At 52.7% G+C, this 24166-nt stretch carries 19 protein-coding genes; 11 read left to right on the top strand and 8 right to left on the bottom strand.

Features of this window, described 5'->3' with window-relative positions; translation table 11 throughout:
- Window positions 1–121: 121 nt before the first annotated feature.
- Complete coding sequence (locus DFR42_RS09245) at window positions 122–1264, bottom strand: ABC transporter substrate-binding protein (protein ID WP_110254669.1); 1143 nt, start codon at window positions 1262–1264, stop codon at window positions 122–124.
- Between the two features lie 396 nt (window positions 1265–1660).
- Window positions 1661–2149 carry a MarR family winged helix-turn-helix transcriptional regulator gene (locus DFR42_RS09240; protein WP_110254668.1) on the bottom strand — a complete coding sequence of 163 codons (489 nt, stop codon included), beginning with the start codon at window positions 2147–2149 and terminating at the stop codon, window positions 1661–1663.
- A gap of 244 nt (window positions 2150–2393) precedes the next feature.
- On the opposite strand from DFR42_RS09240, the gene DFR42_RS09235 reads away from it, so the two are divergent.
- Window positions 2394–3659, top strand: a complete 1266-nt coding sequence (locus tag DFR42_RS09235) for a flavin-dependent oxidoreductase (RefSeq protein ID WP_110254667.1) — start codon at window positions 2394–2396, stop codon at window positions 3657–3659.
- 172 nt (window positions 3660–3831) lie between these two features.
- Here the strand turns inward: DFR42_RS09235 and katG are convergent, their stop codons facing one another.
- The gene (gene katG / locus DFR42_RS09230; RefSeq protein ID WP_110254666.1) at window positions 3832–6006 is read right to left on the bottom strand and encodes a catalase/peroxidase HPI; all 2175 of its coding nucleotides are present in this window, start codon (window positions 6004–6006) and stop codon (window positions 3832–3834) included.
- 215 nt (window positions 6007–6221) lie between these two features.
- Between katG and DFR42_RS09225 the strand changes: the two genes are divergently transcribed.
- From DFR42_RS09225 to DFR42_RS09210, 4 genes are all read left to right on the top strand, one after another.
- Window positions 6222–6470 carry a DUF3297 family protein gene (locus tag DFR42_RS09225; protein WP_110254665.1) on the top strand — a complete coding sequence of 83 codons (249 nt, stop codon included), beginning with the start codon at window positions 6222–6224 and terminating at the stop codon, window positions 6468–6470.
- A 160-nt stretch (window positions 6471–6630) separates the two neighbouring features.
- Window positions 6631–7392: a tRNA-uridine aminocarboxypropyltransferase gene (locus DFR42_RS09220; RefSeq protein ID WP_245936900.1), complete on the top strand. Its 762-nt coding sequence runs from the start codon at window positions 6631–6633 to the stop codon at window positions 7390–7392.
- Between the two features lie 191 nt (window positions 7393–7583).
- A complete protein-coding gene (locus tag DFR42_RS09215) occupies window positions 7584–8018 on the top strand; it encodes a MarR family winged helix-turn-helix transcriptional regulator (protein WP_110254663.1) in 435 nt (144 codons plus the stop codon).
- A gap of 164 nt (window positions 8019–8182) precedes the next feature.
- Window positions 8183–8950, top strand: coding sequence for an alpha/beta fold hydrolase (locus tag DFR42_RS09210; RefSeq protein WP_110254662.1), 768 nt, complete (start codon window positions 8183–8185; stop codon window positions 8948–8950).
- A 106-nt stretch (window positions 8951–9056) separates the two neighbouring features.
- On the opposite strand, the gene DFR42_RS09205 is transcribed toward DFR42_RS09210, so the two are convergent.
- The 4 genes from DFR42_RS09205 to DFR42_RS09190 form a co-directional block, all read right to left on the bottom strand.
- Window positions 9057–10166: a Kelch repeat-containing protein gene (locus DFR42_RS09205; protein WP_110254661.1), complete on the bottom strand. Its 1110-nt coding sequence runs from the start codon at window positions 10164–10166 to the stop codon at window positions 9057–9059.
- 178 nt (window positions 10167–10344) lie between these two features.
- Window positions 10345–11799: a serine/threonine-protein kinase gene (locus DFR42_RS09200; RefSeq protein WP_110254660.1), complete on the bottom strand. Its 1455-nt coding sequence runs from the start codon at window positions 11797–11799 to the stop codon at window positions 10345–10347.
- Window positions 11800–11877: 78 nt separating this feature from the next.
- A complete protein-coding gene (locus DFR42_RS09195; protein WP_110254659.1) occupies window positions 11878–14133 on the bottom strand; it encodes a hypothetical protein in 2256 nt (751 codons plus the stop codon).
- Between the two features lie 235 nt (window positions 14134–14368).
- Complete coding sequence (locus tag DFR42_RS09190) at window positions 14369–15877, bottom strand: FHA domain-containing protein (protein ID WP_170133464.1); 1509 nt, start codon at window positions 15875–15877, stop codon at window positions 14369–14371.
- 244 nt (window positions 15878–16121) lie between these two features.
- On the opposite strand from DFR42_RS09190, the gene DFR42_RS09185 reads away from it, so the two are divergent.
- The 5 genes from DFR42_RS09185 (at window position 16122) to DFR42_RS09165 (ending at window position 21506) form a co-directional block, all read left to right on the top strand.
- Window positions 16122–17525 carry an aspartate kinase gene (locus DFR42_RS09185; RefSeq protein ID WP_170133463.1) on the top strand — a complete coding sequence of 468 codons (1404 nt, stop codon included), beginning with the start codon at window positions 16122–16124 and terminating at the stop codon, window positions 17523–17525.
- A gap of 270 nt (window positions 17526–17795) precedes the next feature.
- A complete protein-coding gene (locus DFR42_RS09180; protein ID WP_110254656.1) occupies window positions 17796–18383 on the top strand; it encodes a TetR/AcrR family transcriptional regulator in 588 nt (195 codons plus the stop codon).
- A gap of 220 nt (window positions 18384–18603) precedes the next feature.
- A complete protein-coding gene (locus DFR42_RS09175; RefSeq protein WP_110254655.1) occupies window positions 18604–19668 on the top strand; it encodes an alkene reductase in 1065 nt (354 codons plus the stop codon).
- A 111-nt stretch (window positions 19669–19779) separates the two neighbouring features.
- On the top strand, window positions 19780–20175 hold the full coding sequence (locus DFR42_RS09170; protein WP_146218811.1) for a hypothetical protein: 396 nt from the start codon (window positions 19780–19782) through the stop codon (window positions 20173–20175).
- A 167-nt stretch (window positions 20176–20342) separates the two neighbouring features.
- The gene (locus DFR42_RS09165) at window positions 20343–21506 is read left to right on the top strand and encodes a glycerophosphodiester phosphodiesterase (RefSeq protein WP_110254653.1); all 1164 of its coding nucleotides are present in this window, start codon (window positions 20343–20345) and stop codon (window positions 21504–21506) included.
- A gap of 52 nt (window positions 21507–21558) precedes the next feature.
- Here the strand turns inward: DFR42_RS09165 and DFR42_RS09160 are convergent, their stop codons facing one another.
- The gene (locus DFR42_RS09160; RefSeq protein WP_211324212.1) at window positions 21559–22365 is read right to left on the bottom strand and encodes a dienelactone hydrolase family protein; all 807 of its coding nucleotides are present in this window, start codon (window positions 22363–22365) and stop codon (window positions 21559–21561) included.
- 231 nt (window positions 22366–22596) lie between these two features.
- Between DFR42_RS09160 and DFR42_RS09155 the strand changes: the two genes are divergently transcribed.
- Window positions 22597–24093, top strand: a complete 1497-nt coding sequence (locus tag DFR42_RS09155; RefSeq protein WP_110254651.1) for an ABC transporter permease/substrate-binding protein — start codon at window positions 22597–22599, stop codon at window positions 24091–24093.
- The last annotated feature ends 73 nt before the right edge of the window (window positions 24094–24166 follow it).

The raw sequence follows: 24166 nt of genomic DNA, 5'->3' as shown, positions 1-24166 counted from the left end.
AATTTTTTTGTCTCAATACTTATCAGAAATTTGATCTGGTAGCATATGCCATTACCAGATCAAATTTATTTAGAACTCAGATCCAGGCAAATGAAACGTACCGTTCATTTGCTCTTACTCATCAAGGTCCAACTGCCTTCCAGTTCCCGCCCTGTATCGTCAGCATCACCCTCGCCTTTTCTTCCAGGCCAAAATGGTCATTCGCTGTGTAATGCAAAACACCCTGGGTGATAGGGATATCGATTTCAGATTCCATCGCGTCTTTCAAAGCTGTGCGGAATTCTGGCGTGCCGGGTTTGGCCTTTTTCAGGGCCAGGGGGATGACGCGGTTCAGTAACAGGTAGGCATCGTAGCCGTGGGCGGCGAACTGGTTTCTTGTGCCTTCGCCGTATTGTTTTTCATAGCGGCTGGTAAAGTCGGTTGCCAGATGTTTTGACGGGTGGCTTTCTGGCAGCAGTTCGGGCAGCATGGCGAGGCCTGCGACGACGAAAGCACCTTCTACGTCTTTGCCGCCCAGGCGTATCAGGTCACGCGATGCTGCGCCGTGGGTCTGGTAGATTTTGCCTTTGTAGCCGCGTTCTATCAGGGCCTTGTGTGGCATGGCTGCGCCGCTGCCAGATGCACCGATGAGGATGGCGTCTGGCTTGGTGGCGACTATCTTGAGGCTTTGAGCAGTGACCGTGGTGTCGGGACGGTTGAAGCGTTCTGTGGCGACGGATTGCAAGCCTGCCTTGCTGGCGGCGGCGCTGATGGCTTTGAACCAGGCTTCGCCATAGGCGTCTGAATAACCGAGGTAGGCATAGGTTTTGACGCCTTCTTTTTTCATGTGGTCAGCCACGGCATTGGCCATGAGCTGGGTGGACTGGGCAACGCGGAAGGTCCATGCGCCTTTGCCTGCTGCCAGCTCAACCGGTGAAGTGGAGATTTGTGGCACCTTGAGTTCAGTCGCGACTTCTGCCAGGGCAACAGAGGCGGGTGTGGCAGTGGAGCCGACGATGATATCGACCTTGTCATCCGTGATGAGCCTGCGAGCGTTCTTGCTGGACTGCGTGGTGTCGGATGCGTCGTCAAGGATAATGAGCTTTACTTTTTCACCGCCTATGGTTTCTGGCCACAGGCCTATGCCGTTCTTGGTGGGTATGCCGAGGCCAGATGCCGGGCCGGTCAGGGGCAGGCTGACACCGATGGTGATGTCGGCCTGAGCCATGCCTGTGGTGGTGGCGATCAGCAGGGCCAGCAGGGTGGGTCTGAGTTTGATTTGCATTGCAGTCTCCTGAATTATTGTTGGTATTGCGGATGCGGTTTTGGCCTTGTTTGCTGGCTGGGCTTATGATTTTTTATTGCGGCGCAATATTGTTATATCGTGTAACAGTTATTTAATATAATAATATTTTGGATGGGATGCAAGTACGGATTCGGGTTTTTCAGGTTTCGCGTTGACGACGGTGATGTAAGCATTGCTGCATGAAAACTTGGGCTCGTATCTCGTAGCTTGGTCCGGGCCTCGCTAGCATTGTAGGTTGGGCTACGATTTACCAGCCCAACACTCAGCGGTTAAATAACATACACGTTTACTAAGGCCAAGTGTTGGGCTGATACCCCGTAGCCCAACCTACAATACGTACAAACATTGCAGCCTTTCCCTCAAACAAGCGCTCTCTCACTTAGGCTCCATACACAACTTCCCTAACAGGGCACGCAATTGCTGCCTTTCCTTCATCGTCAGGTGCTGGCTGACCCTGTCGTCGTGTTCTTTGACTGCCTGTTTGTATTTTTCCAGTTGGCGCTGGCCTTCTTTGGTCAGGTGCAGCATATAGGATCTGCGGTCGCCTGAGCCCTGACGTTCCAGCAGGCCTGCCTGTTCAAAATTGTCGATGATGGCGACGACGTTTGAACGGGCGATGCCCATGACTTCTGCCAGGCGGGTTTGAGAAATACCGGGGTTATTGCAAACGATGACCAGTGAAGAAAAGCGCTGTGGCGTTATGTCGTAAACACCGAGGCTGGCAGTGAAATCGGCATAGATGGAGAGCTGGGCGCGGCGCACGGCATAGCCGGTGAGTTCTTCAAGGATGTCGTAGTTGATGCCTTCTATGCGTGCATTGAAAGCGACAACCTGGCTGGGGGCGGTTTCTTTTTGTTTGGGCATGTAATGAGCTGAGATTGATGATGTTTTTATTTGCACTATTGTACATGTGCGCGTATATATCAAAACAGAAAATCTTATTGATACGACATTATTAGCATCTATTGAATCTGGCGATAGCTTTGCTCAAACCAGCCGGTTATAAATTTCAATAAGTCTTGTCTCGCCTGGAATAATTGTTATACAGTAGAACAATAAATCAAAGTCGACATACGTGTGCGACATCATAAATTTGCTGGAGGAAGACATGAAAGTAGTAATCGCCGGTGCTGGCATAGGTGGACTCACTCTCGCACTGATGCTGCATGAGCACGGGATAGATGTTGAAGTCTATGAAGCGGTCAAGGAGATCAAGCCGCTGGGTGTGGGTATCAATTTATTGCCACATGCGAGCCAGCAATTGTGTCAGCTAGGCCTGGAAACTTGTCTGGCCGAGCGCGGCATCGAAACTGCATCGCTGTCTTATTTCAATAAGTTTGGGCAAAAAATCTGGCAGGAGCCACGGGGACGTGCTGCTGGGTATGACTGGCCGCAATATTCCATACACCGTGGTGAGTTGCAGATGACTTTACTACAAAATGTCATAGATCGCCTGGGTGCTGCGCGCATACACCAGGGCCATGCATTCACGTCTTTTGAGCAGGTGGCCGACAAGGTAATTTCTACTTTCACCCGGCAAACGGATAAAGCGGCTGTGCAAGTGGAGTCTGATTTGCTCATCGGTGCGGATGGCATACACTCTGCTGTACGGCGCTTCTTGTACCCACAGGGTGACCAGCCGCGTTTTTCTGGCCGCATGTTGTGGCGCGGTGTGACAGAAGCTGCACCTTATATGGATGGACGCAGCATGTTCATGGCGGGGCATCAGGATCAGAAATTTGTTTGCTACCCTATCTCTGAGCCTTTGCGGGCGCAAGGGCGTTCGCTGATTAACTGGATCGCGGAGTTACGTGTACCGGGTGGCGAATTGCCAGCGTCGGACTGGAATCGTAAAGTCGATAAAGCCACTTTCAGCAAACCCTTTGACAGCTGGAACTGGGGCTGGATAGATATTCCTGATCTGATCGAGAAATCAGAAGTGGTGTATGAGTTCCCACTTGTGGATCGTGACCCTTTGCCGCGCTGGACTTTTGAGCGGGTGACTTTGTTGGGTGATGCTGCCCACCCCATGTACCCTATAGGTTCAAACGGCAGTGCGCAGGCGATACTGGATGCGCGCTATCTGACTGACTGTCTCGTTGGTGAAGCGAGTATTTTGTACGCGTTGCGTGAGTATGAGGCTGAGCGTTTGCCGCGTACTACGGGCATCGTATTGCGTAACCGCATGAATGGGCCTGAGCAGGTGATGCAGATGGCGGAAGAACGTGCGCCTCAAGGTTTTGCAGATGTGAATGAGGTGATTGCGCAGGCTGAGCTTGAGGCGATTTCTTTGCGGTATAAGCGGCTGGCGGGATTTGACAAGGATGCCATGTCTTTGACAGGTGTGGCGGAGAAGCTGGGTCCAAAAGTGTAGATGGGGACGGGCCTGGCGAAGCGCGGCCTGGCTAGGTCCGACCCAATTTACGACTCCAGAAAATTATGTACGTAGTCGGTCAACTGAACCCCATCCCCACCCTAACCCTCCCCTTGAAGGGGAGGGAATACTTATCATCAAACAATGCTACAGGGATATTGAGAATTAGGACTCACAGCAAATCAAACCTGTCTGCATTCATGACCTTGACCCAGGCTCTCACAAAATCGCGTACAAAAGCCTGCTGCGCATCGCTGCTGGCATAGACTTCTGCCAGTGCCCGTAATTGTGAGTTGGAACCGAAGACGAGGTCTACTACACTTGCTGTCCATTTCAAGTCACCGGTTTTTCTGTCGCGGCCTTCGAGCTGGCCGTCAGTCCCGGATTTTTGCCATTTGGTTCTCATGTCCAGCAGGTTGACGAAAAAATCGTTGTTGAGTGTCTCTGCATGTTTGCTGAGTACAGATTTGCCATCAAGTGCGCGCAGGCCGCCGACCAGTGCTGTCATTTCTGGCGCGCTCAGGTTCAGCAGTTGTGCCTTGTCGATGAGCAGGGCTGCTGCTGACTCTTCGAGACCTTTGCGCAGGTAATTGCGGAAACCGTCTGCCAGGGGTTCAAGTACGCTGAAAGATTCAACATCGGTTTGCTCCTGGCTGGCATCGGTGCGGCCCGGGGTAAATGGTACGGTGATGTCTTGCCTGGCTTTTTTAGCTGCAGCTTCGATAGCGGCGCTGCCACCTAAGACAATCAAATCAGCCAGTGAGATTTTTTTACCACCAGATTGCGCGGCATTGAACTCTGCCTGTATGGCTTCCAGTTTTGTCAGTACCCTGGCCAGTTCTTCTGGCTGGTTGGCTTCCCAGCCTTTTTGTGGTGACAGGCGTATGCGCGCGCCGTTGGCACCGCCGCGTTTGTCGCTGCCACGGAAGGTGGAAGCAGATGCCCATGCAGTGTTGACGAGTTGAGATATCGACAGGCCAGATGCCAGCAGTTTGGCTTTGAGGCTGGCGATATCTTTATCATCAACCAGCGCATGATCTACAGCCGGGACAGGGTCTTGCCACAGCAGGACTTCTTTTGGTACCAGCGGGCCGAGGTAACGGGTGACAGGACCCATGTCGCGGTGCGTCAGTTTGAACCAGGCACGGGCGAAGGCGTCAGCCAGTTCTTGCGGGTTTTGCAGGAAACGGCGAGAGATTTTTTCGTAAGCCGGGTCTGCACGCAGGGCCAGGTCTGCAGTGGTCATCATGGGGGCGTGACGCAAGGATGGGTCATGCGCATCTGGCACGGTGGTCTTGGCGGCTGGGTCAGTCGGCGTCCATTGATGGGCACCGGCCGGGCTCTTGGTAAGTTGCCATTCGTAGCCGAACAAAGTTTCGAAATAGCTATTGTCCCATTTGGTGGGCGTGGGCGTCCATGCGCCTTCTATACCGCTGGTGGTGGTGTGCACACCTATGCCGCTGCCAAAGCTGTTGGTCCAGCCCAGGCCCTGTTCTTCTATGCTGCCGCCTTCTGGTTCTGCACCGACAAGGCTGGGGTCGCCAGCGCCATGGGCTTTGCCGAAGGTGTGGCCGCCTGCGACCAGGGCGACGGTTTCTTCATCGTTCATGGCCATGCGGGCAAAGGTTTCGCGGATATCGCGGGCAGATGCCAGCGGGTCTGGCTTGCCATTCGGGCCTTCCGGATTAACATAGATCAGGCCCATTTGTACGGCAGCGAGGGGGTTTTCGAGTTCGCGGTCGCCAGTGTAACGCTGGTCATCCAGCCATTTGCCTTCTGATCCCCAGTAGATATCGTCTTGCGGTTCCCATACGTCGGGGCGGCCGCCGGCAAAGCCGAAGGTCTTGAAGCCCATGGAGTCAAGCGCGACGTTACCAGCCAGTATCATCAAGTCTGCCCATGACAGTTTGTTGCCATATTTTTGCTTGATGGGCCAGAGCAGGCGGCGGGCCTTGTCGAGGTTGCCATTGTCTGGCCAGCTATTGAGTGGTGCAAAACGTTGTGCGCCCGCACCTGCGCCACCGCGACCATCGGCAGTGCGATAGGTGCCTGCGCTATGCCAGGCCATGCGGATGAAGAAGGGGCCGTAATGACCATAGTCTGCTGGCCACCAGTCTTGCGAGTCTGTCATCAGTGCATGCAAGTCCTGTATCACTGCGTCGAGATCGAGGGTCTTGAAGGCTTTGGCATAGTTGAAGTCCTTTTCCATGGGATTGGACGAGGGGGAATGCTGGTGGAGGATTTTGAGGTTAAGCTGGTTTGGCCACCAGCCTGCGTTGCCGGGGGTGCTGGCTACAGCAGTTAAATGAGCGCTACCTGAGAACGGGCATTTTGCTTCGTTTGACATCATTATCTCCTTTGATTGAGTGACACACTGGCTACCTGATCGATTATAGAGATGGAAGATTGATAGATATACTTAATTTAATTTATTGATTCGATTTGTTTTTACTATTAACCAATGCGAGACATGCAATTCCGGTCATGCCTGGTAATACTGCGATGGTCAGCGACACGCTGTTCTCATTGAATCCCCTTCCGTTCTAAGGGATAATTACGTCCATGAACGATACTACACAATACCCTCCATTGCCTGATCGCCTGTCGGTTGATCCGCGCAGCCCTTATCATGTTGCCGCCGTGTTTGAACACGATGTCGGTATTAAGCTCAATGGCAAAGAGCGCAACGATGTTGAAGAATATTGCATCAGCGAAGGCTGGATCAGTGTTGCTGCTGGCAAGGCGCGTGACCGCAAGGGCAATCCTTTGATGATCAAGGTCAAGGGCGTGGTTGAGGCGTTTTACCGCTGATTTTTATTATGGTGCAAGCGCTGGTCTTGCACCCTTTCTTTTCGGCCAACTTGTTGGTTGTCTGCGCGCCTTGCGCCATTCTTAAGCATCCCGGAATATTGCCTGTCTGTCTTTCAAACAGGCATAGTGCCATGCTGGTCTGCCCTGATTTATGTCCCTGATGAAGCCATCACCTTTGCCCCATCCGCCCCATGCTGTTTCCCGTTTGCGCTCGTCGCGCCTGGAGCGCAGTACCAGGCCGTTTCTGGCGCGTGGCGGCCCCAAGGGTGAGCGTTGCGGTGGCTGCCGGCTGATACTCAGCCATTGCCTGTGCGAATTGCGCCCCATCGTGCCAACTCGCGCTGGCGTATGCCTGCTGATGGCCGAGCATGAAACATTAAAACCCAGTAACACTGGCTGGCTGATTGCCGATGTGGTGCCTGACACCATGGCCTTTGGCTGGGCCCGTACTGAAGTTGACCCGGTCTTGCTGGCCGTGCTGGCTGACCCGCAATGGCAGCCTTACGTGGTCTTTCCGGGTGAGTTTGTGGCACCTGAGCGGGTGATTACAGGATTGCCGCCTGTCGATGCCGAGCAGAACGGCAACAAGCGTCCGCTATTCATATTGCTGGATGCCACCTGGCCAGAGGCGCGCAAGATATTCAAGAAAAGCCCTTATCTGGCACAGTTCCCGGTGTTGAGCCTGTTGCCGGAACAGCTCTCACGCTACCGCCTGCGCCGTTCACGACGTGATGATCATTTGTGTACTTCAGAAGTTGCGGCTCTGTGCCTGGGGCTGGCGGGCGAAGCTGCGACTGCACAGGCGCTGGAGATGTATCTCGATGTGTTCACGGATCATTATCTACGGGCCAAGCAGCAGTTGAATGTGGACTGGGAAGATGAATTGCATGTGCAGATGCGGGACTTGGTTGAAGGATTGTAGGTTGGGCTACGATTTACCAGCCCAACACTGGGCCGCAATAAACGTATGCGTTATTTAAACGCCGAGTGTTGGGCTGATACCCCGTAGCCTAGCGAGGCCCGGCCCAACCTACGCCCGTGCCAACGCCACTCACATTTGCTGACTATCCCAAATTGCGTTACGCTAAGCTCCTCCAAATAAGCTTTTACCAAATGACCACCCGCAAACCACCCCTGCTCGCAGACCATCTGTGTTTCAACCTGTACTCCACGTCTTTGAAGATGACGCAGTTGTACAAGCCGCTGCTGGCTGAGTTGAATCTGACTTACCCACAATACCTGGTCATGGTGGTGCTGTGGGAAGAGGAAGGCCTGGGCATACGCGATCTGGCAAACCGTCTGGGGCAGGACTCTGGCTCTATCACACCTGTGGTCAAACGACTGGAAGCAGAGGGTTATCTCTTGCGTAACCGCGACCCAAAAGATGAGCGCAACCGCGTACTGACGCTGACGGAGGAAGGCAATAAACTGCGTGCCGCAGGTGTGCGTATCAGCCAGCAAATTGCTGCCGCCTGCGATTTGCAGATGGCTGACTTCAAGCAACTCATGGCTGGCCTGAACAAGTTGAGTAGCCATCTGGATAGTTAAACTTAAAGCAAGCCGCAATAAAAAATATTTAAAATTAACTTGCACGCTAATTTTTAGCGCGCTATTATTCGCAACATGGCAAAGCGCAAAGACAGGAAATGCCATTCAAATACTTAGCGCGCTAACTAATTTATCTGTTTTTAAATTTTCTTTGAAAGTTCATCATGAAAAACATAAGCAAAACCGCATTGATCTTGTCTGCTGCCCTTTCCTCTGCTGTTGCCTTGCCGGGCCATGCATTGGCTGCCTCTGGCAATGACACCACCGTAGTCCTGGTCCACGGCGCTTTCGCTGACGGTTCAAGCTGGAACCAGGTCACACCCTTTCTGCAAGCAAAAGGCGTGAAAGTCGTCGCCGTGCAAAACCCGCTTTCTTCGCTGGCAGATGATGTGGCTGCAGTACAGCGCGTAGTAGATGCACAGACTGGCAAGGTGGTCCTGGTAGGCCACTCATGGGGTGGCGCTGTGATCACGCAGGCTGGTGTCAGCGACAAGATCAAGGCGCTGGTGTATGTGGCCGCCTTTGCACCGTCTGAAGGTGAGGCACTGGGTGGTCTGGGTAAAGATTATCCTGTACCTCCAGGTATTGCGACCCTGAAACCGGATGCCAATGGCAACATGGAATTGTCACCAGTATCATTTGCGACCAATTTTGCGCAAGACGTCCCTAAAGCAAAAACTGCTGTGCTGGCTACTACGCAAGGCTTGCTGCCTGCCAAGGTATTTGGCGAACCTGTGACATTCGCTGCATGGAAAAACAAGCCAAATCATTACATCATCGCCAGCAAAGACCGCATGATAGATCCAGGTTTGCAGGCTGCATTTGCGAAAAAAATCAATGCTGTCACCACTACCCTGCCGACCAGCCATGTACCTATGCTGTCACAACCCAAGGCAGTTGCAGAAGCGATTCTGGCTGCGGTTAAACAATAAACCTGGCAAGACTTAAGCCGTCAGTAAATGCGCAGGCCGCGCCATTTTCATGAATGGCGCGGCCTGTATCTTTATGTCTTTGAGATTTGCGAACTACGCATGATTTTTAGATTTTAGGCTTTACCAGCCATGCCCTGGCTGTTGACCTGATCTGTTCATCATAGCCACCTAGCACCAGTATGTGCCCGTTTGGAAGTGCGGTTGCGCTTGCGAATTCGACTGCAGTGCCGAGTGTGCCATTCACCTTGTTAAAAGACGCAGCACCGGGCTGCCATACCTCGACATCATCGGCACCACCAGCAATAAACACCGCGCCTGAGGGCAGGACGGCGGCAGAAGCGGGGATCTTGAAACGTGGTGAAATCAGGTTGGGACCAGGCTTGAAGCTATTGGCAGCAGGATCATAAATTTCTGTGCTGGCCAGGCGATTATGTTCGTCACGGCCGGCAGAGCCACCTATCACCATTACGCGGCCATCTGCCAAAGCTACTGCGGCATGCTTGTAACGTGGGCCGCTCATGGAAGCAGTGCTGACAAAGGTATTGCTTCGCGGATCAAAAATCTCGGCACTCGCCAAGGGCGCATTTTTTGCGCGCAAGCCGCCAGTGATGAGTATGCGGCCATCTGCCAGTTTGACTGCAGCATGGTGGGTACGTGGCTGCTGCATGGCGCTGGTGGCTGAAAATTTTGCACTTGCCGGGTTGAATATCTCAGCACTGGATACTGCCGCACCTATCGCCGTGGCACCTCCTGCCACCAGAACACGGCCATCATTCAGGGCCAGTACCACAGGGTCTATCCTGGGTGTTGTCATCGACGGCAAATTTTGAAATGACCTGGTCTTGCTATTGAACAGCTCGGCACTGGCGGTAGATGCCTGGCCTGTCCAGCCACCAGCAATGAGGACATCGCCGTTTCCAAGAACGGCCACGCCATGACTGACGCGCGGCGTATTCATGCTGGATGCTGGCTTGAAGGATTTGTCAGCGATATTGAATATTTCTGTGCTTTTATGAACGGGGCTACACCCCTCGCCGCCGCAGCCACCGCTTACCAGTAACTCATTGGTGTTGATGGGGATGACCTGATGTACTGCCCTGGCGGTAGTCATCGTTCTTATCGGCTCTACCAACCAGGTGTTGACTTGACTGTCTTTACTGACAGAAAAAGCATTGGCAGCAACAAGCATGCTCGACAAAAAGACTGGCAGTTTCATATTGGCCCCGCAAGGTAGGTGGCGTCTGGGTTTCCAAGGGCAGCATTGCCTGATGATGGAATTTGCTGGTCTGGCAGCTTTTTGCTAACAAAGCCTGCTCCTGGAAAAGCAATTAGGTCGTCAGTATTTTAGCAAGATGATTGCTAAAATTAATATTTATTTCAAGACGGCTTCTTCCTCAGACTGCCGCGGGCATCTGCCCGTTCTCTGGACCGCTAGTGCGGCTGATGGCGGCCAGGTAGCGTTGCGCTTCTTCCCAGGTGATGGTGACATCGCCCGGTGTATCTGCCTGTGCCATAGCGGCGATGGCTTCTTCTTGCAGGCGTTTTTGTTCTTGCTGTTCTTTGTATTGCCGGATCTGCTCTTCTTTCTGGCGACGCTGGGCATCTTCTATGGCACGCTGGCGGTTTTGCCTGGCGATGAGGGCATGCAGGGCAGCACTTGCTTGTTCGCGCCTTTGCTTTTCCAGCTCCTTGCGTTGCCGTCTTAATTCTGCACGCTGGCGGGCAGCAGCCTCTATCAGTGAAACGCCAGACGCAGCACCAGGCTCGGGCTGCTGCCTGCTGTGGCCAGTCGCTTTAGCTGCGGTGGTAATCGCCGCTGACTTGCCAGCAGCCTGCAAGGTCTGCAACAGGGCGCGTACGCTGGCAGGCCGCTGGTCTGGCTGGATGGCAAACCCGCTTTGCAAGACTTGCCATTGCGCGGCATTGAGCGCGGCGGGTTGTATGGGTTGTTGCTGAGGATGGCGGTATTCACCAAAGGGCATGCCAGCTTCCAGCATCTGGTAAATCATGACGGCTACGGCGTACACATCGAGCGCGGGGCTGTGCTGGTGGCTGCCGGCTTCTGGCGCACGGTAACCTGCCGTGCCTGCATACGGTGAGCGCGATGGCGTCATGCTGGTGGAGATCAGGCCAGCCTGGGTATGGCTGCGCAAGCGGGCAGAAATGCCAAAGTCCAGCAACTTGATATCGCCAGTATTGGTCAGCAGGAGATTGCTGGGCTTCAGATCACGATGCACAAGTTTATGTCTGGCCCAGGCATAGTCCAGCGCATCGGCCACGGGGCTGAGCATGTCCAGCACTTGCTTGAGTGTGCAGCGGGTGTGCCTGGTCAGATAGTTTTCCAGGTCTTGTCCGTCCAGATATTCCATGATGATGAAATAGCTGTTGGTGGCGGGGTCGCGTGCCCAGTCATAGACCCTGACGATATGCTCATGCGCGAGCTTGCGCACCAGCGAAGCTTCTTCTACCAGCAAGCGGGCATGCAGGGCGCTTTGTGTCAGTTGCGGCGGCAAGATCTTGAGTGCCACCATTTCGCTATGGCCCAGTTCTGCCTGGGTTGCCAGGTCGCTGGCTTGCCAGACCTGGCCCATCCCCCCTTGCCCTAACAAGCGCTCAAGGCGATAGCGTTTCGACAGACCGCCCACTTCTTGCCCGGCCAGAAAACCCAGGTCTGTACCTTGCTCATTATCCTGCCTGTCGTGCTTGTTTTGCTTGTCCTGCCTGACAATGACGGGTGCCAGTTCGGTATCGAGTATGGCATTCTTGCGTTGACTGAATTCATCTTCGCTGAGCAAGCCTTCATCCAGCAATGCGCGCAATTCACGAATTTTTTGTAATGGCGTTTGCATGAGGATGATTTATTTTCTCGAACTTGCGTAAATGATGAAAATTGAATTCTTGCTGCATTTTTTAATCTGGCTGCCTGCTTATTTCCTGCTTGCTTGTGCCGTTGGTGCAACACGGCTGAGCATGTTTTGCGCCATGCTGAGGTCTATCTCATGGCGTCTTTGTTGCTCAGCTTCTCTTTGGCTGCGCTCATCCTGTATGCGTTCTTGCAGCAGTTTGACTGCCTGCTCCCAAGTCATGCCTTGCTGCGCACTGGCCATGGCGCTCATGGCATGGGCAGCATGTTCGGAGCTGCCTGCCTGCATGGCGAGTATCTGTTCTGTCGTCAGGCTGGCTTGCGCCTGTACCTTGACGATCTCGGCCAGTGCCAGTGCATTAGCTGGGTCAGCGGTGGCGATCTTGCCGGTTTCGCTGAAGTTGGCGATGGCATTCATGCGCTCTATGGCAATGCGGGCCAGCAGGGCATCATGGGCTTGTTCTGCCTGGCGTTGTTCACGCTCCAGGCTCAGTCTGGCAAACTTGTCGGCGCGTTCGGCTTCTGCCTGTTGTAATTCTTTTTTCCAGCGACGTTCATCTTCTTGCTGTCTGAGTTGCTGCCTCAGGGTTTCTACTTCTACGCTGGCGAGTGTGGCCTGATGTTGCTGTTGCTGGTTTTGTTGTTCGAACAGGGCATGGGCTTTCAGGGTGCCCAGCAATTTTTCATGCTGAACCATCGCATCAGCCTGCTCATCACTGCGCCTGATGGCCTGGATTTTTTCCTGTACCTGGCTGAGCTTGAATTCAGTCTCTACATCTTGGATACTGTCTTCACGTTGCATGCCACGCTTGCGCTGCTGCTGCAACTCTTCTTCCCAGGCTTGCATGCGCTGGAATTCACGCGCCCTGGCTTCAGCTTCTATGCTGATGAGTATCAGGCGGTTTTTTTGTTCTTCATCTTCCAGCTCCTGTTCACGGCGGGCCAGCTGGCTTTGCTTTTGACGCAGTAATTCTGTCTGGACTTTTTGCTGTTCCTGGTCGGCGATCAGGCCTGCTTGTGCGGTCTCATGCTCGAATTGAAATTTTTGCAGTTGATGCTGGATTTTTTGTTGCATCAGTTGCGCGGCTTCCTTGGCTTGCAACTGGGTGATTTCAGATTCTGAGCGCATCTTGATGCGTGCCATGGTGCGTATGTGCAACCATTGGTCAGCTTCATTCTGGCGTTGTTCAGACTTTTGCTTGAGACTGTGTTCAAGTTCCTTGATGGTGTCACCTGCACCACGTTCCAGCGCCTGCTTGCGGGTGCCTGCTTCGACAATGCGGCCATACAGTTCCAGTTCACGGGCGCGTATGGTTTGCAGGCGTTCATCTTCGTCCTGGCGCAGCTTGGCGCGGCTCAGTCGTTTTTTGGCATTTTCCAGCTGGCCTTGCATGTATAACCAGCTCAGGTCTTTGCCAAATTGATGGCGCATTTCTTCATGGCGATAACGCAGGCGGATTTGCTCTTCCTGCCTGGCGATTTTTTGCCATTCAGTATTGGTGTACAGTGCATCGACGAGTTTGCTGTGCTCAAGCTGGGCACGCTGGCCGTCGATGACAAGATGCAGGCTTTCAATTTTTTCGCTGAGTTTTTCACGATGATCTGTCAGTTTGTCGTGGCGCAATTCGCGGGTCACGGCCTGGGTTGCTACAAAGCCGTACTGGACTATGGCCTGGTTCAAGGTGGACAAGAGGCGTTCATCCAATTGCAGACGCAGGTGCACATTGTCTTGCAGCTCACGCAAGGATTGTGCACCCAGAAACTCTACCGCTATCTGGCGCACCATGGGCTCCAGCAATTGTTGCAACTGCTGGCAAGTGATGATGCCAGGAGCGTTCATGAAGTGTTTGGCAAATGCAGGCACATCGGCAATCTTGATGCTGATGACAAACTTGGCCGCCATCGCCAGAAATTCTGCCGTATGCAAATCATCAAAGGAAAACAGCAGGGCAAATGGATTGAGACGTGTCAGCAGGATTTCTGCAGCCTTATCGGTTTGCAATCCCAGTAGCTGGCCGGAAATATCCTGATTGATGTAATCACCTGTCTGCAATTCTGCGAAATGCCCTTCCTGGACGACATAGGCGCGGGCATTAACAGGGATATTCAGGTCTTGCCTGGCAATACTGCTGAGCGGGCGCACACCAAAATACATGGCGACTTCATTCTCTTTGGGCAACCAGCGTTTCTGGCGCAAGACAGTCTCATGCCTTGGGCTGCTCAGCATGAGGCCGCAATGCGTGCAATACACGGCATCTTGTATATTGTGATGGTCGCACTGGGGACATTTGAGTTTGGAACTGCCAAAGATGCTGAACATGCGAGACTCCTTCAATCGCGGCGCGGTGCGGGGACTAGTTTTGCACCTGAGCAAAATCTTAGCACCGGGGGCGGATTTGAAAGACTGGAACAGAAGGGGGTTTAGGGGCCAGATCGTGATTTATATTTAAATGGCAAGGCCTGTCACCGCAGAGCTGCGGTGACACCGGGAGAGCACAGAGAAATGCTTTTTTTGATTAGCCAGTATTAACAAAAGTTTTCAATGGCAAAGCCTTTTATGCTGCCCCCTGCCTATAGATATCTGCATATGGCAGGCTGGCATAACGACAAGTCAGTGGCAAATGTGAAAACAGTCTCAAATCTGCATTCCCATCCAGTTTGCTGTCCTGTGAAGAGAGCATATCCCTATGCCAAAAGTTACCTTGAAAATGGAATAGCAAAGGCAGTGCAGTCATGGCTGTCGTGTCTGCGGATACTGGCGCTGATACAGGCTCAATTTCCGGTTTTATCAGGTACAGCAATTCAGTATCCGGCCCGCCATCTGCTGAAGCAAGAATGATCAGATGCGGTAATATCGCCATGACTTGCAACCTCGTTATGCCACGGACACTGGCACAGAATTCAATTTGCATGCCTGCGCGCAAAGCATATGCCTGGTCTTTTTCCATGCTGATACCATCCAGCAAAGTACCATAACGCGATACATCAACGATTTCTGCGCCCTCGCCTTTCCTGCGGATGATGGCATGACGGGCGCTGATGCGGCGTGTCAGCCTGGCGCTTTCTACGGCATTACCGGCTTTATGGCTTAACAGGATATCTGCCCCTGGCTTTTCTTCCATGCGGCCAAGCACCCATTCATCCCTGGCAAACAAACGTATCGTTTGATTGCGCCGTGACTGCTCTGCTATCAGGCTGGCACTTATTATGTTTGCAGTTGCTGCCGGCTTTGCCAGCAGCTGGACTGGTGCAGTGATAGTCTTTGCAGGCCTGATGCTGCTGGTAGTACTGGCAATTTCGGGCGTGGCGTCTACTTCTATGAGTTCTTCATCCCAGGCGATGGTACCCATGGCAATCTCATATTTTCCGGTAGGCGGCAGCATGTCCAGTTTGGCGATGGAGGCGTCTTTGGCATTGATTTCTATATTCATATTGCCTTGCGCATAGCCGCTGGACTGCCCCAGTCCACTGAGGGTGGCGATGGCACCATCTTCTGCTACCACCCTGACATTCTTTTGCGCAGCCAGAAAGACGCTGTGAATTTCTGTCAGCGAAGCATCTGCACGCGGGACAAAGATGACACTGGTGCATATCCATTTCCGCCTGGCTCTGGACACTTGCTCATGCGACAAAATGACTTCGAGCGGGTATTGTCCATGCTCTTTGTTTTTGGATGAAAAACTGATCAGCAAAGGTTGCCATTGCCCGGACACGGTACGCTGCAAACGTTGTCTGGAAACAGCGGCAGGCACAAGCTCGGAACGCAATTGCACTTCAAGGACACTGACTTCCGGCGGCAGCTTGCCACGCAAGTCCAGCTTGACGGTTAAACGGCCACCAGCGGCACGCGGGTCGTAGCCGCTGAAATGCAGATGCAAGTTAACCGGTGCGCTAGCCTCGCGATTTTGGGTGAGACTACCTGCAGATGCATTGAGCAACTCCAGCCTTTGCGGATCAGACCTGGCCTGTAGAGATTTTTGCGCATGGCCTGCCGCACACACGGCTTCACCCTCTGCCACCCAGTGCGTGCAGTACGGGTGATCGGGAGCTTGGCATTTTTTCATGGCGATGGTGATGGTGAAAAGGTGAAGCGAGGTCACAGTACGGGCGATGTTAGGACTATACGGATAAAGCCTCAGTATCAAATGCCGGAATACGACGGGGTTTTGCCCTCTGTTTTCCCCCAGGTCAGGGCAGCGACGTTGACCTGACTGCGGCGCTGCTTTAACCTTGTCGGATACGATATAGTTCATTTCGCTTTTTTTTGGCGAAATGTCTTTGACCTGCTACCCCTGCCCTGGAAACTCAATGAAAAAAATCGTCGTGAAATTTGGCGGCTCCAACCTGCGCCAGCCTGAAGATATCAGCCGCGTTGTGAGTGTGGTGCAAAGCTATCAACAACCCCTGGTGCTGGTGGTATCAGCCTTTTATGGCATTACCAATGCCCTGATTGCCTGTGTGCAAGCGGCCAAGCAGGGTGCGGGTACAGCAGCGGCACTGGCCGAGAGCCAGGATTACACGCAAAACCTGCGTGCCCTGAAGAAGCAGATACTGGAAGCCAATATCAGCGCCCCCACCCATCGCGCGCGCATAGAACAGGCATTGTCGGTGCGCCTGAACCAGCTGGACCGTTACCTGACTGGTATACATTGCATAGGCGACGTACCCACTTTTGTGAATGATGCCATCCTCAGTTATGGCGAGCGTCTGTCCAGCCTGTTGCTGACTGAAGTCTTGCTCAGCCATGGCATACGGGCACGTGAAGCCCTGCCAGAAGACATAGGTCTGATCACCGATGGTGTATTTGGCAATGCTGCCTGTGATTTCGATGCCAGTGCGCCCGCCGTGTCGCGAGCACTGGAAGGTGATGAAGTCATCGTCGTGCCCGGCTTTTATGGCGTGGACCGTGATGGCAAGGCTACTCTGTTTGGTCGTGGCGGCTCAGACTATTCAGCAGCATCGATAGCCTGTTGCATAGGTGCAGAATCGCTGGATGTATGGAAAGATGTGGATGGTTTTCTCAGCGCCGACCCTGGCACGGTGAACGAACCCCATACGATCAGCCAGTTGAATTATCTGGAAGCAGCGGAGCTATCTTACTTTGGTGCCAAGATCTTGCACCCGCGCACGGTGGAACCTTTGTTTGATCAGAATATCCCTATCCGTATCCTGAACATCACCCGCCCCGAGCGTGGCCTGCAACCGTATTCCGTCATCAATGCCCAGCGCAAGGTGACACGCGACGTGGTGAAGAGTGTCACTTCGACAGAAGACGTGGCAATACTGAAACTGCACGGCCCCGGCGTGGGTTTCAAACCCGGCATACTGGCGCAAGTGACCCAAACCCTGGATGCCAGCGGCATCAATATCAAGAGCGTACTTACAGCCCAGACTGCCATCAATATTTTAGTATCTCGTGATCATCTGGATGCTGGCTATGCGGCACTGGTAGAGCATCACCTGGCTGGTGTGGTGGAAGTGTCACGCAATGCCGATGTCGCCATCGTTGCCGTGGTGGGTGATGGCGTGCTGGAGGCATCTGACGTAGGCGGTGCAATTGCCAGCCGTGCCTTGTCGGCGGCGATTGCGGCTGGCGTACATGTCTGCCTGGCGGCTGCGGGTGCCAGCGAAGTGGCAGCTTATATGCTGGTGCAGCAAGAAGACAGGAAGCTGGCTTTGCAGGCTATACATGCGGAGTTTTTTGGGGGTTGATGGATTAGGGAATCGCAATTTTTTTGCCATAACTTTAGCTTTTGATCCTTGCCAGCAAAAAAATGTCTATGGTGATCAACGAACGCCGCCAGGCTGGAGCCCAGCGCCGTTTGTCACTGACGAATGTACATACTTAATATAAGCGGTTAGCGTTTCATTTCCCTCATAAAAAGCCTTTGTCAGCGCCAGCCCATGTCTCTATCCACTCTCATTTTTCCTCTTTCAAAAATTTACTAGACGACTGGTCTAATTTGTTTTAGAATTCAAGCTATGAATACTCCGCGCACCGATGTCAGGCAACATATCCTCGATACAGCCAAACCCATTATCCTGGGTAAGGGCTTTTCCGTGGTTGGCTTGAACGAGGTATTGAAGGCGGCGGCAGTACCCAAAGGCTCGTTTTATCATTATTTCAAGTCCAAGGAATTATTTGGCGAAGCCTTGCTGGAAGATTACTTTGCCGGTTATCTGGCAGCCGTTGATGTGGTGTTGAAAAATCAGGACATACCTGCAGCCAAGCGCCTGATGCGTTACTGGCAGGGCTGGTTGCCTGAGCGTCCGGGTGAGGGTGTGCAATGCCAGTGTCTGGCAGCCAAGCTGGGGGGTGAAGTCTCAGACTTGTCTGAAGCCATGCGACTGGCCTTGCAACATGGGACTGATAGCATTATTGCCAGGCTGGCAGATTGCATGCGCGAAGGTATCATCGATGGTTCGCTGCCGGCTGACCTTGACGCAGACCATTGCGCACTGACCCTGTACCAGATGTGGCTGGGTGCCACCTTGCTGACCAAGATGCGGCGTGACATGAGTGCGCTGGAAAGTGCCATGCTGGCTACCCGCAAGATGCTCAAGCTGTAAAGTTCTGAGCCTGAAACATCAAGTGCATCCCTTTTAGTAAACATTTTATAAAACATTTATTCTTATCAGTTTTTTCTAGACGACCAGTCTAATTTTTATCTTGAAGTACCCTGGGTTGGCTACACATAGAGTTCTGGATTTGCTTACCCAGTCAAGTTTTGCCATAAGTTTGCTCACAAGTTTTTTTGCTGCCCAACACGCCCAATAAAGGAATTAAGAAATGTTATTCAATCCTCTGCAAACCGGTTCTGTTTCCCTCGCTAATCGCATCCTGATGGCCCCTTTGACACGTGCGCGTGCTGATGCTGGCCATATGCCGAACGCTCTGATGGCCGAATACTATAGCCAGCGCGCTAGCGCAGGCCTGATCGTGACTGAGTGCACCATGGTGGCTGAAAATACATCCGCCTTCTATGCAGAACCTGGCATCTACAATGCCGAACAAGTCACGGCATGGAAACAAGTGACTGAAGCAGTGCACGCCAAAGGCGGCAAGATCTTCATGCAAATCTGGCACGCTGGCCGCGCCGCTGTTCCTGCATTCAATAATGGTGTGGAAAACGTCGGCCCCAGCGCCATCGCGATTGACAGCGAAGTGCATACGCCAAACGGCAAAATCCCGAATGCAGTGCCACGTGAATTGCGTCTGGATGAAATCCCTGCTCTGGTTGCGGCTTATGCACAAGGCGCAAAAAATGCGATTGCTGCTGGCTTTGATGGCGTGGAGGTACATGGTGCCAATGGCTATCTGATCGACGAATTTCTGCGTGACAGTGCCAACCAGCGCACTGACAGCTATGGTGGCTCTATAGAAAACCGTGCACGCTTTTTGTTTGAAGTATTGACTGCCGTCAGTGCGGCAATTGGCTCTGATAAAGTCGGCCTGCGCCTGTCCCCCATCAACAGCTATAACAGCATGAAAGACAGCGATCCGCTGGCTTTGATTTCTTATCTGACGACACGTCTGAATGAATTCAACCTGGCCTATTTGCATGTGATGCGCTCTGATTTTTTCCAGGCTCAAACTGGCGATGTATTGACGATCGCCCGTGCTAACTACAAAGGCGTGTTGATCGGCAATATGGGTTACAACGCCGACGAAGCTGCGCAAGCGATCAGCAACTCCACACTGGATGCAGTAGCATTTGGCACCAGCTTCCTGGCTAACCCTGACCTGCCTGCACGCATTAAGGAAGGCGCAGCTTTGAATGCACCTGATGCAGCGACTTTCTATACACCGGGTGCAAAAGGTTATACGGATTATCCTAGTCTGCAAGCTGCATAATTCACTGGTTTCATCTTGAGTCATGGCTATCGATATAGCCAAAGTTAAAGCGGCATTGAAAATCAATGCCGCTTTTATGCTTTAATAAGACCTATCAACATCGGGATGCTTATGACTCTTATCAAACGACCACTGACAGAAACTGAATTACAAAAAATTGAACTCCAACGCCATGTCTCGTCTGAACGCTGCCCACACATTAATGCAGAGTGGGTAATAGACGAAGAGCGTCAATTATTTTGTGTGCAGTTGGTAAGCAGTACTTATGCCATGCGTGAGGGCTATTACTGGTATTTCTTATTGCATGGACACGAGCAATACATCTTCATGGTTGATGCCTTTTCTGCCAAGTCAATTAGCGACCAAAAACAGATTGAAGCTGTACTGGACAGCAGCATCGCTCCCTTGGATACGCCAACAGCAAAAGCCCTGGCCATAGAAGCAATCCACGTGCTGACAAACGAAAAACTGGTTTTCGTTGATAAGCCGTTTTACAGCAGCATGTAAACTCGCCATTCCATAGCAAGCTCTGAGCGCATAAATATTTCCACAAGTCATCATCTAGTCATTCTTTCGCATTACATTCCTGCCATCGCCATACTGATGGCTGCGAAGCATTTCTGGCCAATAAGTTTGGCACCATTTTCTTGCAATGCATATAGAGGAAGACTTTGATGAAACACTTGTCCAAACATACTGCGCGCTTACTGTGCGCAGTCTTTGCCACTATGAGTCTGAGTGCCTGCGGTGGCAGTAGCACTGAGCCTGTAGATTTCCAGAATCCTGGCTTATCCTGGCCACCACTGCCTACAGTCACCGGTCACCGTGGTGCATCTGCCCTGCGCCCTGAACATACCCTGGCTTCATATCAAAAAGCCATAGATGACGGCGCTGATATCGTTGAACCTGATCTGGTCGCAACCAAGGATGGTGTACTGGTAGCGCGTCATGAAAATGAAATTTCTGGCACCACCAATGTCTCCACACTGGCGCAATTTGCTGGCCGCAAAGCGACCAAGACCATAGATGGCATCCCTGTCGCAGGCTGGTTTACGGAAGATTTCACGCTGGCAGAATTGAAGACCCTGCGCGCCAAGGAACGCATCCCGGCTAACCGCCCAGCCAACACGGCTTATGATGGTCAGTTTGAAGTACCAACACTGCAAGAAGTGATTGATCTCGTCAAACAACAGGCGAAAGAAAAAAACCGCGTCATCGGTATCTATCCAGAAACCAAGCACCCGACTTATTTCAAATCCATAGGCCTGCCTCTGGAAAAACGTCTGGTCGATGTACTGGTAGCGAATGGCTATAAGGGTAAGAATGCAGCCGTCTTCATTCAGTCTTTTGAAGTCGCCAACCTGAAAGAGTTACGCGGCATGACAGAAATGCGTCTGGTGCAATTGATAGACAATCCCTTGAACCCGCCTGTCAATGGCGTACCACGCAATGCGCCGTATGACTTCGTTGCTGCGGGCAGCAGCCGTACTTATGCAGATCTCGTCAAACCTGCCGGTCTGAAAGAAATCGCGCAATATGCAGATGCGGTGTCACCGTACAAGGAAGTCATCATTCCGCGTGACGCAAAGAATGAACTGGGTGCGGCCACCAGCTTTGTCACTGATGCCCATGCTGCCGGTTTGAAAGTCCATACCTGGACACTGCGCCCGGAAAACCCTTTCCTGCCGCCTAGTATGCGTCTGGGTGATGCTGCTTCATTGACACAGCGCGGTGATTCCATTGCAGAAATCACAGCCTATCTTAAAGCAGGCATAGATGGTTTCTTTACCGATGATCCAGCTGTTGGCCGTGCTGCCGTGACTGCATTCAAAAAGTAATGATCTGAAGATAGTGAATGCAAATGCCTGGATCCTGGTCCAGGCATTTTTTTTACATTGGTTTAAGCCTGCTGGCAAAAAAATCCAGTATCTCATCCCTTGCAGCGATAGTTGGCTGCCCTGCCTCATCGATCAGGTGCGCCGTTACTACGCTATGCGGTGTAGTCACATAACGTGTAAAGAAAGGGGCAGTATCCTGACTGGCGGCGCTGTCTGGCAATACCTTGCTGACGAAGCGTTCACCCAAGGCTTCTGAAAATGCGGCAAAACGCTGGGCGCGGCAAAATGCATCGCCAGCAAAACGGTAAGCCATGACAGTCAGGTCTTCTGCCTCGAGACGCTGGCGTACGGCTTGCAAATCGGCCGCATCCATCCCCGTTCCTGCCGGGTCATCCATGGGCAGGGATGGTTGCGATACCACTGGTGCAAGCACCGCTGGCTCCAGCATCATCGACAAGGCAAAATTACCGGTGAAGCACATGCCTATAGCCCCTACACCTGGTCCGCCAGATTCTTCATGCGCCAGTCTTGCCAGCGCCCTCAGCCACAAAGTGACGGGGCTGGATCCTTTGCCTGCAAAAGCACGAAATTCTGCACTGACACAGGCTTTCTGGAATACCGCAGCGCCCTCTTCTGCCGATGCCACCACGCCATCGCGTCCGAACAAAGAAGGCATATACACCGTAAAACCCGCATCACGCACCCAGCGCGCAAAGCGCGCCACATGCGGACTGATGCCGGGCATCTCTGTCATGACAATGACGGCTGGCCCTGTGCCCGTAACATAGACACGCTTGCTGATTTCATTGAGCATGATCTCGCGAGCACTGAAGTCGCTGAGCGGGTCATCGGCACGCATGTCCTGTTTAGTGCTAAATGTGCTTACTACAATTGATATGTGCGTCGTTCCTGCGCTTGGCATGGCAGCTCCTGATTTATCTGGAGTTTGCAGTGTAAGTCTGAGTCAGAAACAGGAGTAGCGGCGGTTCAGCCAGAATCAGGGTGGAATTGGACATTGGCAAACGCCATGTAGAATACAAGGTAAATACCCCATCGCAGTTTCGGTCACAATTTAGCGGAGCGCAAACCCATGCTGATCTGGTGCAGGCTGCAATATCTTTTGTCTTTAGTCTTGAAACTGTTATTGCTAAGCAGTTTTGCAGTACAGGCACAGGCCGCTGATACGCTCAAAGTCGGTTCCAAACGCTTTACTGAATCCTATGTGCTGGGAGAAATCCTGACGCAGACTGCTGCTGCCCATAGTCCTGCATTGCACCAGCAAGGGCTGGGTAACACTGCCATCGTCTTCAACGCGCTCAAGAATGGCAGCATTGATGTTTATCCCGAGTACATGGGCACCATCAATACCGAGATACTGAAACATGAGCAAGCAATCAGCATGCAGGAGATGCAGACTGAACTGGCTAAACAGGGCCTGGGTGTTGCCGTACCTCTGGGTTTTAATAATACCTATGCGCTGGCAATGCGGCCAGAAGCCGGAGATATCAAATCACTGACTGATCTGGCAAAAAAAACTGCATTACGCTTTGGTCTCTCCCATGAATTTTTAGGCCGCGCAGATGGCTGGCCAGGCCTGGTCAAACGTTATCACTTGCCGCAACAAGCCAGTGGACTGGATCATGGCATCGCCTACGAAGCCCTGACTGCGAAACAGGTAGATGTCATCGATATTTACTCTACCGATGCCAAGATCAAACAACTGGGCTTGCGCGTGCTGCAGGATGATGCAAATTATTTCCCGCGTTATGACGCGGTCTTGCTTTATCGTCTGGATGTGCCTGCGCGCTTCCCGCAAGCCTGGGCAGCAATACAGAAACTGGAGGGCAAGATAGATAATGCGCAAATGATAGCGATGAATGCAGCGGTAGAAATTGACGGGCAGAGCTTTGCCCAGGCAGCGCAGCAATTTTTGGCAAAGTCACCGGCAAGCGTTGAACGAGCAGGTTTCATGTCCAAATTATTTGGCGCAGATTTTTTGAAGCTGACCTGGCAGCATCTGACACTGGTATTGCTGTCAGTTGCGCTGGCCTGCCTGGTAGGAATCCCACTGGGTATCATCGCTGCCTTTGCCCCACGCTTGCGTGAGCTTGTCATGGCGACTGTCGGCATTTTGCAAACTATCCCCTCACTGGCCTTGCTGGCGATGCTGATCCCTCTGCTGGGCAGGATAGGTTTTGTCCCCGCGCTGATCACCCTGTCGCTGTATGCCTTGCTGCCTATCGTCCGTAATACCTGTGTAGGTCTGGTACAGGTAGCAGCCGGATTGCGCCTCGCAGCACAGGCCCTGGGTTTGTCAGCCCGTGACCGTTTGCTGAATATAGACTTGCCTCTGGCCCTACCCATGATACTGGCGGGTGTGAAGACGGCAGCTGTCATGAGTGTAGGCACAGCAACCATCGCCGCCTTCATCGGTGCCGGTGGTTACGGCGAGCGCATCACCATAGGCCTGGCCTTGAATGACAACCAGATGTTGCTGGCAGGTGCCTTGCCTGCTGCGGCTTTGGCTTTGCTGACGCAGTGGGGGTTTGATTTGTTGGAGAGGGCGGTCGTGAGGAAAAGGGATTGATCAAAATACGGTGCCGGTCACTCTTAAAGAAATATAGAAGGCCTACGACTCGTGTAGGTTGGGCTACGGGGTA

Origin of the sequence: Undibacterium pigrum (assembly GCF_003201815.1) — a bacterium.
Classification (GTDB): Bacteria; Pseudomonadota; Gammaproteobacteria; order Burkholderiales; family Burkholderiaceae_D; genus Undibacterium; species Undibacterium pigrum.
Note: the sequence above shows the minus strand (reverse complement) of the source record. Positions and strands in the feature narration are given on the sequence as shown.